This window comes from Pseudomonas sp. GW822-FHT04C11 (assembly GCF_058800905.1).
In genome coordinates this window covers 1-13811 of the sequence record NZ_JBXAMS010000008.1, presented here as the reverse complement: position 1 = coordinate 13811, position 13811 = coordinate 1, and the positions used below count along the sequence as shown (strand labels likewise).

Here is a 13811-nt window from a genome sequence, read left to right as displayed (position 1 = left end):
GTCCGCGCCACAAAGCTTAGACCAGCCAGGAATACACCTCCCACCCCACTGTCGCATCCGCTCACGGAGGGCGATATCAGGCCAGCTTCATCAGCGCTCCAGAGACATTATCTCTGGCTTGCCGCAACTCGCTCGCATCCTGATTCAGGCGATGGACCACGCCCAGCAGCCGCTGGCGCAGCACTTCGTCACCAAGCTGATCAATGGCCCGCATGACATCAAGTGCTGCGGCCTCGTTATTGGCTGCTGCAGCGTCCAGTGTTTTACGCAGGTTTCGTGCTGATCGGTTCACTTCAGTAGCCCTCATGAATCAGGCCAGCACTCTATAACAGCAATGTTTCTTTTTAATTTCAGTCGTTTAGCTTTGGATGAGCGGCACCTGACTGGAAATGCCCCAATGGCCGGAATCATTGGGTTGTCGCCAGCGGTCCAGAACACTACATGTTCATACTACCCCGGCCATTTTGCATCGCTGAGATGTAGTAAATAGATCGCGGCCCAGGGCCCGCGCGACGTCCAGATGAACAGTCGGATCCTGCGTTTCCGATTCGAGCAGGAGCTCGGAGGTCACGACACATGCGCCGCAATAGTCAAAGATCCCATGGTCAATCTGCGTCTTCATCGCGTTGGCATAACCGTGCCGTTCATAGGTTCCCCCGTCTGCGCCACCAATACCGACAAGATGAACTCGTAGGTGGCGAAGCTTCTTCACCAGCTTCGCATCAGAACTGAAGTCGAACGCCCAACCATTGGCGAACACACGATCGATCCATCCCTTGAGTAGTGCCGGCATAGACCACCAATAAACGGGATACACCAACACAAGGGTATCGGCGCGATCGATTCTCGCCTGCTCGGCAGCAACATCGGCCGGCGGTGGCCCTTCCCTGTGATGTACAGCGAGATCAGCCGCGGAGAACCGCGGATCGAAACCTTCCTCGGAGAGGTCCGCGATTTCGAAAGAGTTGCCTGCGTCAGCCAAGGATAGGCCCTCGGCGACATGCGCAGCGATGCTGTGACTGAGCGACCTTGGATCATGATGAGCAACAACGATAAGCGCGTGCATGTCGAAAACTCCTGCTACTGATTGAGGGCAAAAGGCGAATCTTATATACTTTTAGTAAGTTACTATCTTTAAGTTACTTTTGGTATATAGCCATGTCAAGCGCCGAAAATAGAGAGCAGGTCTCCAGCACGCAGCCACGTCGTCGCCTGTCTAGAGAGGAAAGACAGCGTCAGCTTTTGGATGTCGCATGGCGATTGGTTCGAGAAGAAGGCACGGAAGCACTGACGCTTGGACGGCTTGCCGAGCAGGCCGGAGTTACAAAACCCGTCGTTTACGACCATTTCGGCACAAGGCCTGGACTGCTCGCGGCGCTCTATCAGGAGTTCGATGCACGCCAGACAACGCTTATGGACGCCGCGCTCCAAGCGAGTGAATCTACGTTAGTGAGCAGGGCTGCTGTCATCGCATCGTCTTACGTCGACTGCGTGCTTCTCCAGGGCAATGAGATACCTGGCGTGATAGCGGCGCTGGCCAGTTCACCGGAGCTCGAAAAGATCAAGCGTGATTACGAAGTGATCTTCATGAATAAGTGCCGGATCGCCCTGGCCCCTTTTGCCAGGGCAGGAGATATTGCGCCTGCAGGTCTTCGGGCAATGCTTGGCGCGGCCGAGGCTCTATCCCATGCCGCTGCGACCGGAGAAATCACGCCCGCGCAAGCGCAGGACGAACTCTTCGAAATGATCATCGCAATGGTTGATCGAAGCGCGCGCGGCAAGGCTGATCACGTCGCCGATGCGTAGCGATGTCGGCCCGACAGGAACACATCCCAGAAACAACAAAGCCCAGCACTAAACTGGGCTTTTTCACATCAGGAACGACGCCTTACTTGCTCTGGCTCCAGATCACGGCCTGGGCCACGACGATGTGCGAGCCGTTGAATGTTGCAGCTGGAGAACCATAAAGTTGATAGCCCAGCGCGAGCCCACTATCCCGGCGAAGACAACAACGCAGAGTGAACCATACAGAAAGCCGCTGAAGTCTGCGGTCTTGGTCCAGGCTCTGCCCAGCAGCTCAGCAGCACCGAAGCCACCACCAATCCAGCCAGCCACCAGGTAACCCAATCGGCGTAGCGATGTCATGTCCTTGGCGAACACGACGTAAAAGAAAGCCCCGACCAATACGGCCAGGTCAATCTGGGGGAATGCAACGCCAGCGCCAACGCCGCTAAGTACGCCAGCTAATGCCAGGGCGCCGGTACTCGGCTCGGCCATAGGTGTTACTCCAGAAATGAAAAAAACCAGCGAATACTGAGGCCCTGAATAGGTGCGAATTTGCAGCGCACGAGGTATAACACCGGCCGAATATTCATCGAAAAAAAACGAAATACGTGGATCGAAATATGAAGGGAAGTAGAGCTTTCTCAATGTTAATCGCAGCAACCTTTCTCTTCTTGCAGGGATGCGAAAATAAAGAGGAACACATATTCCAACTGACTCGATGTGGTTTAGCTGCCGGTTTGGACGTCCATTCCGATCCATCTGTGGTAACCCGATCTGCCGAAGCAGTGGGGCTGTACGGGCGAGAGCACGGAATCAAAATGAGTTTTGAAGAGATGACCGTTATCACAGACAAGATAACAAAAGAAATAATGGGTGCCCCTGAATCCCCAGTGCAAGAGTGGGATGATCGAGCAAAAAAAATCGCAGAGTCCGATTTTTGTAAAAAGTACCTAAGCAGTTTGTATTCGAAATAGCTGCGCGGTCTTCCCGCTGCCTGCCAAAGCCCTTCACTGCGCCGATCCCCGATCCAGTCTCGCACCAACCGTAAGCGTTGGTGTGCGGGGTGCGCGAACAGCCGTGCTGGCTGCGGTGTAAATTTTAGGCAATAAAAAAAACCGGCGCAGTAACCAGGTTTCTCTTAAAGGCAGGACCATCTACTCGCGTTTTCTTGCCGCGATCTGCCAAATTTTCAACGACATCAAAGCCATTAATGCGCCAACCGTGCCAGCGAATATACCAATCTGAAGATATACCGAGGGGCCGAACTCGCACATGTTCGTTGGGGTAGCAAAACGAATAATGCAAGGTTCAGGAAACAACATTAGCCAAGCATGCGGTAGACAAGTTATGCAAAAAAAACCGATAACAAAAAGCCCGCACAGCCACCAACCGGAAATGTTTTTAAGCTTTCTGTGGAGGATGCTCAAAGTAATGACCAAGGCAAACGACAAAAGCCCTGGCACAAGAAACGCGTCGAAAAATAATCGATGAAGCTGTTGGGTTGGCGTATCCATGTCACCTCAGCAAAAAAACCAGCACTAGCGCTCTGAGCCTCGGCCATGAGGAGCGCTGGACCTCATACAGTGTGCCGATTCAAACCACCCGGGCACAGGGCTGTACGCCGCATATTGTAGATACCCGACATTTTCTTGCAAGTAGCGATTGGCAGGCAGTTACAAACACGCAGGAAGCGATAGCGTGTCCGCCACCAACGTAAAGGGTAAGTCGAGAATAATGAACGGCCCAACTAAAGGCATCATCTCTTTGAACTCAAGCTCCGTTCCGTTAAAGCAGGCAATGGACCCGTGAGAATTTGCAACAAGCCAAGCACAGCCGCTCAACTGTGAAAGGCTGAATATCAAAATGAGCTTCCGTAGCACGCAATTTCCTTATTACTTTTCCGTTGTGTTTCCCATAGATGCCATCGCGAAGAGTTAGTCACCCCCTCCCCGAATCTACCCGCATGCACTCCCCTCCGCGCCCAACGGCAACACGCGCGTGCGTGGTTGAGCGGGAGGGAGATCGAGGAAGGAACGCATCTAAATTACAAGAGTGAGTTGAACCTGTACTGGATGCCGTACTTGGCGCTGACTCGCCTGAGTACGATCAGCACCGTGATGCTGCGGAAAATCATCGGAGAGATAAACTGGTCATCACCTGACGTAAAACTCAACTCAATGGTGCGGCTCAGTACGATTCTGGATGATGCCGTTCGGGAGGAGCTCATCGCGAAGAATCCCGCAGAACATTTGGACACGCCGAAGCGCAAGAAGGGGGAGCCTGATCCATTCACCCTGGATGAGGCTAACCAGATAATCGCTCAGCTATACGACACAGCCCATTGGCCGAGCACGATCTACGCTGCATTTTTCGAATTCGCTTTCTTCACCGGCATGCGCCCGCAGGAGATCATTGCTCTACGCTGGGAATCCGTGGGGCGGGTATTGCACGCCCTGGAGTTCGCCGCTCAATACGCGGAGCGCCGGAAAGCTGGGAGTAGTTCAATCAAGCAGTTCCCCTACGTTTTCCCGCCCTCAAAGATGAGTCAGTACATCCGTCAGACCTCAGACCTGCACAAACAATGGGGGCCAACACTGAAGAAGCTGGCGACGCGTTATCGGCCGCCGTACAACTGCCGTCACACTTATGCGACAATATGCACAATGTCTGGCATGAACCCCGCCTTTATAGCTCAACAGCTTGGACACAGCGTCCAGATGCTGCTCTCGACTTATGCGCGCTGGCTGAACTCTAGCGGCGACTGGGGAGAGATGGAAAAACTCCAAAATGCCCCAGGAATGGCCCAAGCGTCAGATGCGTAGCTCGCAACCCATTGATAGGTAAAGTAATTGATCTCCACAGCAAATATCACGATGCAGTTCGGCGCCAAGCCGTTGTTCGAGAACGTTTCGGTCAAATTTGGTGCGGGTAACCGCTATGGCCTGATCGGCGCCAACGGTTGCGGCAAGTCGACCTTCATGAAAATCCTCGGTGGCGACCTTGATCCGTCCGGCGGTCAGGTCATGCTCGAGCCGAACGTACGTCTGGGTAAGTTGCGCCAGGACCAGTTCGCCTACGAAGAATTCAGCGTTATCGACACCGTGATCATGGGTCACGAAGAGCTGTGGAAGGTCAAGGCCGAGCGCGACCGCATCTACTCGCTGCCGGAAATGACCGAAGAGGACGGCATGGCCGTCGCCGAGCTTGAAACCGAATTCGCCGAGATGGACGGTTACACCGCCGAATCGCGCGCCGGTGAACTGCTGCTGGGCCTGGGTATCGGCATCGAGCAACATTTCGGCCCGATGAGCGAAGTTTCGCCAGGCTGGAAACTCCGCGTTCTGCTGGCTCAGGCACTGTTCTCCGATCCGGAAGTGCTGCTGCTCGACGAACCGACCAACCACCTGGACATCAACACCATCCGCTGGCTGGAAAACATTCTGACCCAGCGCAGCAGCCTGATGATCATCATCTCCCACGATAGACACTTCCTGAACAGTGTCTGCACCCACATGGCTGACCTGGACTACGGCGAGCTGCGCCTGTTCCCGGGCAACTATGACGAGTACATGACCGTGGCGACCCAGTCCCGCGAGCAACTGCTCTCGGACAACGCCAAGAAGAAAGCGCAAATCTCGGAACTGCAATCGTTCGTCAGCCGCTTCTCGGCCAACGCCTCGAAAGCCAAGCAGGCTACTTCCCGCGCCAAGCAGATCGACAAGATCCAGCTGGCCGAGGTCAAGCCTTCGAGCCGCGTCAGCCCGTTCATCCGTTTCGAACAGAACAAGAAGCTCCATCGCCAGGCGGTCATCGTCGAGCGCATGGCCAAGGGCTTCGATGGCAAGACCCTGTTCAAGGACTTCAGCTTCAACGTTGAAGCAGGCGAACGCGTGGCGATCATCGGCCCGAACGGTATCGGTAAAACCACTCTGCTGCGTACCCTGGTCAATGAATTGAGCCCGGATGCCGGTAGCGTGAAATGGACCGACGCGGCAGAAATCGGCTACTACGCACAGGACCACGCTTCGGATTTCGAAGATGAATCCAACCTGTTCGACTGGATGGGTCGCTGGACTCAAGGTGGCGAGCAACTGGTCCGTGGCACCCTGGGCCGGATGCTGTTCTCCAACGACGAGATCCTCAAGTCGGTCAAGGTCATCTCCGGTGGTGAGCAAGGTCGCATGCTGTTCGGCAAGCTGATCCTGCAAAAGCCGAACGTGCTGGTGATGGACGAACCGACCAACCACTTGGACATGGAATCCATCGAAGCGCTGAACCTGGCGCTGGAAAACTACCCGGGCACGCTGATCTTCGTCAGCCACGACCGCGAGTTCGTATCGTCGCTGGCCACTCGAATCATCGAGCTGAGCCCAAGCGGCGTGATCGACTTCAGCGGCACCTACGATGACTACCTGCGTAGCCAGGGCGTAGTGTTCTAAGTAGCCTTAAGCTTCAAGCTGCGAGCGTCAAACAAAGCCCCGTCCATGTGACGGGGCTTTTGTGTTTTTGGCTACAGGATGCGATAGAGCAAGCGCTCAATCCGTACCCGGCTGACCCGACGCAGAAACTTGCTCACTGCCGGCGGGTATTCGAGCAAGGTTTCCAGCTGCTGATAGCGCTCAATGCGGCGGGTGTTGTGGAAAATTTCCGCCAGCTCACTGCGACGGGGTTCCTGCAACTCACCTTTCGGGTCGTCGATCAGCAAAGCGTTTTCCAGGTCCAGGCGGAAGGCACGCGGGTTGAGGTTGTTGCCGGTCAACAAGGTGTAGCGTTCGTCGACCCACATGCCTTTGAGGTGATAGGTGTTGTCACCGTCGCGCCACAGATGCAGGTTCAACTGACCGCTGTCGATCACCCGCTGATGCCGCTTGGCGAAGCGTCGCAGGCTGATTTCATAGAGGTACGGTAACGCGGCAATAACCTTGAACGGCTCGCTCGGCGGAATGTAGAAGTCGTTGGCAGTCTTGTCGCCGACAATGATGTCGATGTTCACCCCGCGTGCCAGCGCCCGATTGATTTCACGGGTCACCGGCAACGGCAGGTTGAAATACGGTGTGCAAATAGTCAGCTGATGCTGGGCGCTTGCAATCAACTCACAGATCACCCGGCTCAACGGGTTGTTTTTACCGACCCCGAGCAGCGGACTGACTGTCAGACCACCCTTGTCCAGCGTACCCGCCGTGGTGTCATACACCGCGTGCTTGAGTCGACTGCGCAGGTCACCGATGTCGCTACGCAGACTGCGGGTGGTTGGCAGGTTTGGCACGTCAAGACGATGCACGGCTTTAGAGGCGATCAACCCGTGCTGCACCAGGTGCTGCATGGAATCGGCCAATGCCCGGTTGCCCAGCACGTGATAACGGTCGTAACGGTATTTGTCGAATTTATGCAGATAGACGTTATTCAGACTGGCGCCGCTGTAGATCACGCAGTCATCGATCACGAAGCCTTTAAGGTGCAACACACCGAACAGTTCCCGGGTTTGCACCGGCACGCCATACACCGGCACTTCGCTGGCGTGTTCGCGAGTCTGCTGCTGATACCACGCCGAATTGCCCGGTTGTTTGCCGGCACCGATCAAACCGCGCTGCGCCCGTAACCAGTCAACCACCACCACCACGTCCAGTTCCGGGCGCGCAGCTTTAGCGGCGTGCAAGGCATCGAGGATTTCCTGTCCCGCTTCGTCGTGCTGCAGGTAAAGCGCGACGATGTAGATGCGCTGTGTCGCCTGGGCAATTTTCTCCAGCAGGCAACGACGGAACTCGGCAGCACCAGAAAGAATGGAGACCGCATCGGCGGTCAGCGGAAAACTGCGCAGCTTGGGCAGTAGAGAGCGTTTGAAAAGCGACGGCATAGGGCTCGCAAAAGGTCGAATCCGAAGAACGCACGAGCTTACACCATGTGTGGCGAAGGGGCTTGCCCCCGTGGACTGCATAGTCGCCGAAAGTGCCGAAAATGTGGTTTTCCATTTGCCGCTTCCAGTATTTTTCAGGCCCGCTTCGCGGTCCAACGGGGGCAAGCCCCCTCGCCACAATAAATTATTGAATAGCGAGTTGACCAAGAAGAATGATCGTTCTACTCTTTGCCACATGAACGAAATCACTAGCAACGACACACGCGACATCATTCTGGATGTCACCGAAAAGTTGATCTATAAAAGTGGTATTGCTGCCACGGGCATGGATCTCCTGGTGAAAACCGCCGGCGTCTCCAGAAAAAGTATTTACCGCTACTTTGCCAACAAGGAGGAACTGACAGTCGCGGCTTTGCAACGGCGCGACGTACGCTGGATGAACTGGTTCACAACCGAAGTGAACAAGGCCCCGACCTCGGCCGAGCGACTCCTCAACCTGTTCACCGTGCTCAAAGACTGGTTCGCCAACGAAGGCTTTCGCGGCTGTGCCTTTATCAACACCAGCGGCGAAACCGGCGATCCGCAAGACCCGGTGCGCCTGGTGGCGAAGGAACACAAACAGAAACTGCTCGACTACATACGCGAGCTCTGTACCAAACATGGCGTACACGACCCGGAAGCGCTGGCCAAACAGCTGCTGATCCTGATCGATGGCGCCATTACTGTTGCGCTTGTCATGGGCGATCACAGTGCCGCCGATAATGCGCAATGCATGGCGCGAAAGTTATTGGACCTGTAACTGTTCAAGCAAGATCAACTGGCTGTTTTGACACTCACTTTCCCTGGAGACTTTAAATGTCATCTAATGCCGAAGTTCGTCCGCCACTTCCACCATTCACACGCGAGTCAGCCATTGAAAAGATTCGCCTGGCCGAAGACGGCTGGAACTCCCGCGATCCACAACGAGTATCCCTGGCCTACACCCTGGACACCAAATGGCGTAACCGCGCCGAGTTCGCCAACAACCGCGAAGAAGCCAAGGCTTTTCTGACCCGCAAGTGGGCCAAGGAACTGGATTACCGGCTGATCAAGGAACTCTGGGCTTTCACCGGTAACCGTATCGCTGTGCGTTACGCCTATGAATGGCACGACGATTCGGGCAACTGGTATCGCTCGTATGGCAATGAAAACTGGGAGTTCGATGAGCAGGGGTTGATGTCCAACCGTTACGCCTGCATCAACGACATGCCAATCAAGGAAAGCGAGCGCAAGTTTCACTGGCCGCTGGGCCGGCGCCCGGATGATCATCCGGGCCTGTCTGACCTGGGCTTGTAACCCGGTTGTTGATCGTTCCCATGCTGCGTGGGAACGATCATGCCGGGTATTAGGGCGGTCGCAGGGGGCGGCGGTTATGGGTAAGATGGCGCCCCGCCTTGCCCTCTGCCCCGCCGAATAAGTCGACCTCATGCCTTTCGAACTCAGCGTAGACCTCACCACTCTGGCCATTTTGGCCATCGTCGCGTTCATTGCCGGTTTCATCGATGCGATTGCCGGCGGTGGCGGTCTGCTGACTACCCCGGCGTTGCTCACTGCCGGTTTGCCGCCGCACCTGGTGCTGGGCACCAACAAACTCAGCTCGACCTTCGGCTCGGCCACCGCCAGCTTCACCTTCTACCGACGCAAGCTATTCCACCCGCGGCAGTGGGTACACGCGATTATCGGAACCCTGGTCGGCGCACTGACCGGCGCAATCGTTGCGCACTACCTGCCGGCTGAATGGTTGAACAAGATGCTCCCGGTGATCGTCTTCGCCTGTGGCGTGTATCTGCTGTTTGGTGGCACGCCGAAAGCGCCACTGGACAGCGACGCGCCGATCAAGAAGAAGTGGCAGTCGAGCCAGGGTTTCAGCCTCGGTTTCTACGACGGCGTGGCCGGTCCCGGCACTGGCGCGTTCTGGACCGTGAGCAGCCTGCTGCTCTACCCCATCGACCTGGTCAAGGCCAGTGGCGTGGCACGCAGCATGAACTTCGTCAGCAACATCGCGGCGCTGTCGGTGTTCATCTTTTCCGGGCAAGTGGACTGGATCATCGGCCTGAGCATGGGCCTGTCGGTGATGGTCGGCGCGTTCTTTGGGGCACGCACCGCCATCAGCGGTGGGGCGAAGTTCATTCGCCCGGTATTCATCACCGTGGTACTGGGCTTGACCGTGCGTCTAGCCTGGCAGCACTGGTTCAGCATGGCCTAAGCGTCGCGCCACATAAATGTCGATCAGGTAGCGGGCAATCGAGCGCCCTGCCGGCAACGGCGGCAGCGCATGAATGTTGAACCACTGGGCGTCTTCGATCTCGTCGACTTGCGGCACAATCTCGCCACTGGCGTATTCGGCATGAAACCCAAGCATCATCGAATGCGGGAACGGCCAGCACTGGCTGCCCAGGTACTGGATGTTCCTGACCTCGATCTGCACCTCTTCGCGTACTTCACGAATCAGGCAATCCTCGGCCGACTCACCCGGCTCGGCAAAACCCGCCAGGGTGCTGTAGACACCAGGAACAAAGCGCGGCGAGCGCGCCAGCAGGATTTCGTCACCGCGGGTGATCAACACGATCATGCTCGGTGAAATCCGCGGATAAAAGCGCAAATCACAGGGTTCGCAGTACATCGCCCGCTCACGCGGTATCTGCGTCATACGCTGACCACAGTTGCCGCAAAACCGGTGCTCGCGCGCCCAGGTGCCGACTTGCGCGGCATACCCCAACACTTTGTAGACCGTGTGATCGCCATCAAGCATGAACGCCCGCAGGCCTTTCCAGTTGCAGCCCGGCACTTCGCTGTGAGCCTTGAGCTCGAGCAAATACACCGGCTCACCGTCGAGATGACCGATGCCGTGCTCGGCGAGAATCGACAGGTCCTGTCGTTTCAGCCATTCCCGCGGAAACAGCGCGCCATTATCGTCGAACAAAAAACCTTCAGGGCTGCGGGCCACGGCCCAGCCGCCGGGCAAGTCGGTGTCGAGTACTGCAGTGGTCCAGCGTGAAGTCATGTGTGCTCAGTCCAGAAATTCGGGTTTCTGCTTGCTCATCGACGCCGCCATGGCGACCCGCAGGTCTGTGGATTGCAGCATCGCGGCGTTCCACGTAGCGACGTATTCCAGGCCATCGTTGATGCTGTGATCGCGCATGTAGCTGATCATCTCTTTGGTCCCGGCAATCGCAATCGGCGATTTGGCAGCAATTTCACGGGCAATGCCCATCACCCCATCCAGCAGGCTGGTCGTGTCCGGATAAACCCGGTTGACCAAGCCGATGCTGCGCGCCTCTTCTGCGCCGAAGGTGCGACCAGTGTATGCCAGTTCGCGCAGCATGCCGTCACCGATGATCCGCGGCAAGCGCTGCAAAGTGCCGACATCGGCGGCCATGCCCATGTCGATTTCCTTGATCGAGAATTGTGCGTCTTCTGCCGCGTAACGCATGTCACAGGCAGAAATCAAATCGATGGCGCCGCCCAGGCAATAGCCCTGAATCGCCGCCAGCACCGGTTTACGGCAATTATCGACAGCGTTGAACGACGCTTGCAACGCCAGAATCTTACGCCGCAACAGGCGCGCATTGCGACCCGCATCCTTGCCCATTTCATTGGCCACCGAAGCCAGCATCATCAGGTCGATGCCCGAAGAGAAATGCTTGCCGGCGCCGCTGATCACCACTGCGCGGACTTCATCGGTGTCGTCGATCCACTGGAAGATCTCGATGATTTCAGTCCAGAACACCGCGTTCATCGCATTGATCTTTTCCGGGCGGTTGATCTGCACATGGGCGATGTTGTCGCTGAGTTCGACGCGAAAGGCTTGGTATTCGGACATGGCAGTGATCCTTGCTGGCACTGAAAATAAGGCCAGAACTATAACAAGCCATCGCGTGTGGCTGTAGGCAGTGCATCGGCCAAAAGCGGGACTGAGCGTCCACAGACCTTGCAGGCATCTACATCCGGTTGGTTACCTCCCCTTGGTCCGCACAAACGGACCTATGCTCAAGGTAAAAAGAGTGGTTAAGTGCCGCCCGTTACCCACCCGGAGAGTTGTCATGACGTTCGATTCGCTTCACTTCACCCCATGGTCCGCGTTGGCTGGAGGCGCGCTGATCGGTCTCGCCGCCGGTTTGTGGGTGGTCGCCAGCGGTCGTATCGCAGGCATCAGCGGGTTGCTGGGCAGCCTGCTGGGCCCCAGAGATTCGGCCTCGGGAGAAAAAGCCCTGTTCCTCCTGGGATTGCTGGCGGCACCTGTGTTGTGGATGCTGTTTTGGGGACCGCCAGGTATCGAGTTCAAGACCGGCGCCCTGGGCCTGATCGTGGCAGGGCTGCTGGTGGGCATCGGCACCCGCTATGGCGCAGGTTGCACCAGTGGTCATGGCGTGTGCGGTGTTTCACGGCTTTCTCCGCGCTCAATCATCGCCACGCTGTGCTTCATGTTCACCGGTTTTACGACGGTGTTCGTCTTGCGCCATCTGCTGGGAAATTGAACATGAAAAAACTGACTGCGTTTGTTGCCGGCTTGTTGTTCGGCATCGGCCTGTTACTGTCGGGCATGACCAACCCGGCCAAAGTGCTGGGGTTTCTGGACATCGCCGGACTTTGGGACCCTTCCTTAGCCCTGGTCATGATCGGCGCCATTGCCGTGGCCTGGGTGCCGTTTCACTGGGCCATGAAACAGAAAACATCCCTGCTGGGCTTACCCATGCAACTGCCGGTAAGCCGTGAACTGGATCGACGCCTGATCGGTGGCAGTCTGCTGTTCGGCGTCGGCTGGGGCATTGCCGGTATGTGCCCGGGCCCGGCACTGGTGCTGCTGCCCACCGGACACTGGCAGGCCTGGGTGTTTGTGATTGCCATGCTGGCGGGCATGCTCATTTTCAATGTCTTGCAGACACGTCGTTGATCCCGCTGATGTGTTGCGGCCCCGCCTGATCGCCCGGATTGGTCTTGAGCCGAAGCGTTTTTTCAGCGGTTGAGAGCGAGCCCCATCGACAGTAGCTCTTTTCTGAGCAGTGGCGGCTCGACAACGACCAGCCCTGGCTGACAGTCGACCTGTAATAGGCGGCTAAGCTTATGTTGGCTGACCACGGGTTCGACCAGTAAGTAGCTTTTAGCCTCACCGATGCTGATGATGTTGAGTATCCAGTCATCCCCTTGTGCACTGAGCCATCGGCTCATCGCTGATCGGTGTTGTTGTACTAGGGCCTCGGCGTTCCAAACCGCCATCTGCGCGAACACCTGGGGCAAATTGCTCTGCGGCCGCATTATTTTCAGGTCCGCGGCCAGGGCCACGGGCAGGTCGGCTTCAATCGCCGCCTGACACTCGAGAAAGTAACGCTCAGGCCAGTCAGACGCCAACCCCGCTAGCGGCCTCAGAACCTCAAAGGCTCTGAGATCCTCATCAGTGCTGCGCAATCCGGTGAAACACAAGGTGTTATCCAGAATTGCCGTAGCCAGCAACGCCGCGCTCTGTGCGCTGATGTGAGGCAGCAAGCCCGAGCTTTCCCAGCGCTGGAAAACCTGAGTCGCTGCCGCGCCGATAGGCCGAATGTCAGCATTCGGCCCCAAGGTTTCGGCCCAATAGGCCTCGAAGCCAGGATGATGATCAATCACCTCCACCACCCGATCGAGCTTCACCATCGGGTCGAAGTAGTGATAGTCAGACACGTCCATTACCACGAACTCGTCATCGGCTCGCGGGATGTAATCATCAAAGTGTTTGTTCCACCCCAACACCGTTGCCGAGACACTGGCGTTGGGCTGTGCGCTGCTCACGGCCCTGGCATCGACGCCGGTAAGATTCAGCCATTCGGCATAAGAGATGCAGCACGCATAAGCATCGATATCCAGATAGGCCGAACCGGAGGTCACTACCCTCATGACAGGTCTACCGCCAGCCTGGGGTGTCGCTCACTTGGGCAAGGCAAGTCCAGGGCGTATGCAAATCCGTAAATCAACATCACATGTCCACATCCATATTCACATTACGTAACAGGGCGTCCACCCCGCTGCAGTTGTTACCTGATAATCAGGTCGCGCAAAATCTCACAGGGACATGACGTAAATGTAGTGGTCTAATTTCCCCGGACACCTCGATAGGTGGAGAATGCATCTATCGAGGAGTTTTTCATGACTGGCAAAC

17 protein-coding genes and 2 pseudogenes are annotated in these 13811 nt (G+C 56.6%); 9 read left to right on the top strand and 10 right to left on the bottom strand.

Features of this window, described 5'->3' with window-relative positions:
- Window positions 1–76 precede the first annotated feature (76 nt).
- A complete protein-coding gene (locus AC1RJ3_RS14850) occupies window positions 77–292 on the bottom strand; it encodes a hypothetical protein (RefSeq protein ID WP_054597555.1) in 216 nt (71 codons plus the stop codon).
- Window positions 293–445: 153 nt separating this feature from the next.
- Window positions 446–1066, bottom strand: a complete 621-nt coding sequence (locus tag AC1RJ3_RS14845; protein ID WP_054597556.1) for an NAD(P)H-dependent oxidoreductase — start codon at window positions 1064–1066, stop codon at window positions 446–448.
- A 92-nt stretch (window positions 1067–1158) separates the two neighbouring features.
- Here AC1RJ3_RS14845 and AC1RJ3_RS14840 point away from each other — a divergent pair, with 92 nt between their 5' ends.
- Window positions 1159–1806, top strand: a complete 648-nt coding sequence (locus tag AC1RJ3_RS14840) for a TetR/AcrR family transcriptional regulator (RefSeq protein WP_347926944.1) — start codon at window positions 1159–1161, stop codon at window positions 1804–1806.
- Window positions 1807–1888: 82 nt separating this feature from the next.
- Here AC1RJ3_RS14840 and AC1RJ3_RS14835 read toward each other — a convergent pair whose 3' ends face one another.
- Entirely contained in the window at window positions 1889–1981 is a 93-nt protein-coding gene (locus AC1RJ3_RS14835) for a DUF1737 domain-containing protein (protein ID WP_256585192.1), read from the bottom strand.
- Between the two features lie 35 nt (window positions 1982–2016).
- Window positions 2017–2277 (bottom strand): annotated as a pseudogene (locus AC1RJ3_RS14830) (putative holin); the annotation flags it as partial.
- A gap of 152 nt (window positions 2278–2429) precedes the next feature.
- Between AC1RJ3_RS14830 and AC1RJ3_RS14825 the strand changes: the two are divergent.
- Complete coding sequence (locus AC1RJ3_RS14825; RefSeq protein WP_054597558.1) at window positions 2430–2759, top strand: hypothetical protein; 330 nt, start codon at window positions 2430–2432, stop codon at window positions 2757–2759.
- A 180-nt stretch (window positions 2760–2939) separates the two neighbouring features.
- Here the strand turns inward: AC1RJ3_RS14825 and AC1RJ3_RS14820 are convergent, their stop codons facing one another.
- Window positions 2940–3299: a hypothetical protein gene (locus tag AC1RJ3_RS14820; RefSeq protein ID WP_054597559.1), complete on the bottom strand. Its 360-nt coding sequence runs from the start codon at window positions 3297–3299 to the stop codon at window positions 2940–2942.
- A 159-nt stretch (window positions 3300–3458) separates the two neighbouring features.
- Window positions 3459–3542, bottom strand: a complete 84-nt coding sequence (locus AC1RJ3_RS14815; protein WP_256585557.1) for a YceK/YidQ family lipoprotein — start codon at window positions 3540–3542, stop codon at window positions 3459–3461.
- A 231-nt stretch (window positions 3543–3773) separates the two neighbouring features.
- On the opposite strand from AC1RJ3_RS14815, the pseudogene AC1RJ3_RS14810 reads away from it, so the two are divergent.
- Both AC1RJ3_RS14810 and AC1RJ3_RS14805 read left to right on the top strand, forming a co-directional pair.
- Window positions 3774–4607: pseudogene (locus tag AC1RJ3_RS14810) on the top strand (tyrosine-type recombinase/integrase); the annotation flags it as partial.
- 27 nt (window positions 4608–4634) lie between these two features.
- A complete protein-coding gene (locus AC1RJ3_RS14805; protein WP_081013829.1) occupies window positions 4635–6224 on the top strand; it encodes an ABC-F family ATPase in 1590 nt (529 codons plus the stop codon).
- A 71-nt stretch (window positions 6225–6295) separates the two neighbouring features.
- On the opposite strand, the gene pssA is transcribed toward AC1RJ3_RS14805, so the two are convergent.
- Window positions 6296–7639: a CDP-diacylglycerol--serine O-phosphatidyltransferase gene (gene pssA / locus AC1RJ3_RS14800; RefSeq protein WP_493079375.1), complete on the bottom strand. Its 1344-nt coding sequence runs from the start codon at window positions 7637–7639 to the stop codon at window positions 6296–6298.
- A gap of 235 nt (window positions 7640–7874) precedes the next feature.
- Between pssA and AC1RJ3_RS14795 the strand changes: the two genes are divergently transcribed.
- From AC1RJ3_RS14795 to AC1RJ3_RS14785, 3 genes are all read left to right on the top strand, one after another.
- A complete protein-coding gene (locus AC1RJ3_RS14795) occupies window positions 7875–8438 on the top strand; it encodes a TetR/AcrR family transcriptional regulator (RefSeq protein ID WP_493079502.1) in 564 nt (187 codons plus the stop codon).
- A 56-nt stretch (window positions 8439–8494) separates the two neighbouring features.
- A complete protein-coding gene (locus tag AC1RJ3_RS14790; protein WP_054597643.1) occupies window positions 8495–8974 on the top strand; it encodes a nuclear transport factor 2 family protein in 480 nt (159 codons plus the stop codon).
- Window positions 8975–9104: 130 nt separating this feature from the next.
- Window positions 9105–9884, top strand: coding sequence for a TSUP family transporter (locus AC1RJ3_RS14785; protein WP_477774021.1), 780 nt, complete (start codon window positions 9105–9107; stop codon window positions 9882–9884).
- On the opposite strand, the gene nudC is transcribed toward AC1RJ3_RS14785, so the two are convergent.
- Together nudC and AC1RJ3_RS14775 are read right to left on the bottom strand one after the other, a co-directional pair.
- Window positions 9852–10682, bottom strand: a complete 831-nt coding sequence (gene nudC, locus AC1RJ3_RS14780) for an NAD(+) diphosphatase (RefSeq protein WP_493079374.1) — start codon at window positions 10680–10682, stop codon at window positions 9852–9854. The two genes, AC1RJ3_RS14785 and nudC, sit on opposite strands and share 33 nt — an antisense overlap.
- Before the next feature lie 6 nt (window positions 10683–10688).
- Complete coding sequence (locus AC1RJ3_RS14775; RefSeq protein ID WP_103316615.1) at window positions 10689–11501, bottom strand: crotonase/enoyl-CoA hydratase family protein; 813 nt, start codon at window positions 11499–11501, stop codon at window positions 10689–10691.
- A 220-nt stretch (window positions 11502–11721) separates the two neighbouring features.
- Here AC1RJ3_RS14775 and AC1RJ3_RS14770 point away from each other — a divergent pair, with 220 nt between their 5' ends.
- Complete coding sequence (locus AC1RJ3_RS14770; RefSeq protein ID WP_103316617.1) at window positions 11722–12156, top strand: YeeE/YedE family protein; 435 nt, start codon at window positions 11722–11724, stop codon at window positions 12154–12156.
- 2 nt (window positions 12157–12158) lie between these two features.
- Window positions 12159–12572 carry a DUF6691 family protein gene (locus AC1RJ3_RS14765; RefSeq protein ID WP_216744098.1) on the top strand — a complete coding sequence of 138 codons (414 nt, stop codon included), beginning with the start codon at window positions 12159–12161 and terminating at the stop codon, window positions 12570–12572.
- 62 nt (window positions 12573–12634) lie between these two features.
- Here AC1RJ3_RS14765 and AC1RJ3_RS14760 read toward each other — a convergent pair whose 3' ends face one another.
- On the bottom strand, window positions 12635–13549 hold the full coding sequence (locus AC1RJ3_RS14760; RefSeq protein WP_493079373.1) for a DHH family phosphoesterase: 915 nt from the start codon (window positions 13547–13549) through the stop codon (window positions 12635–12637).
- Between the last annotated feature and the right edge of the window lie 262 nt (window positions 13550–13811).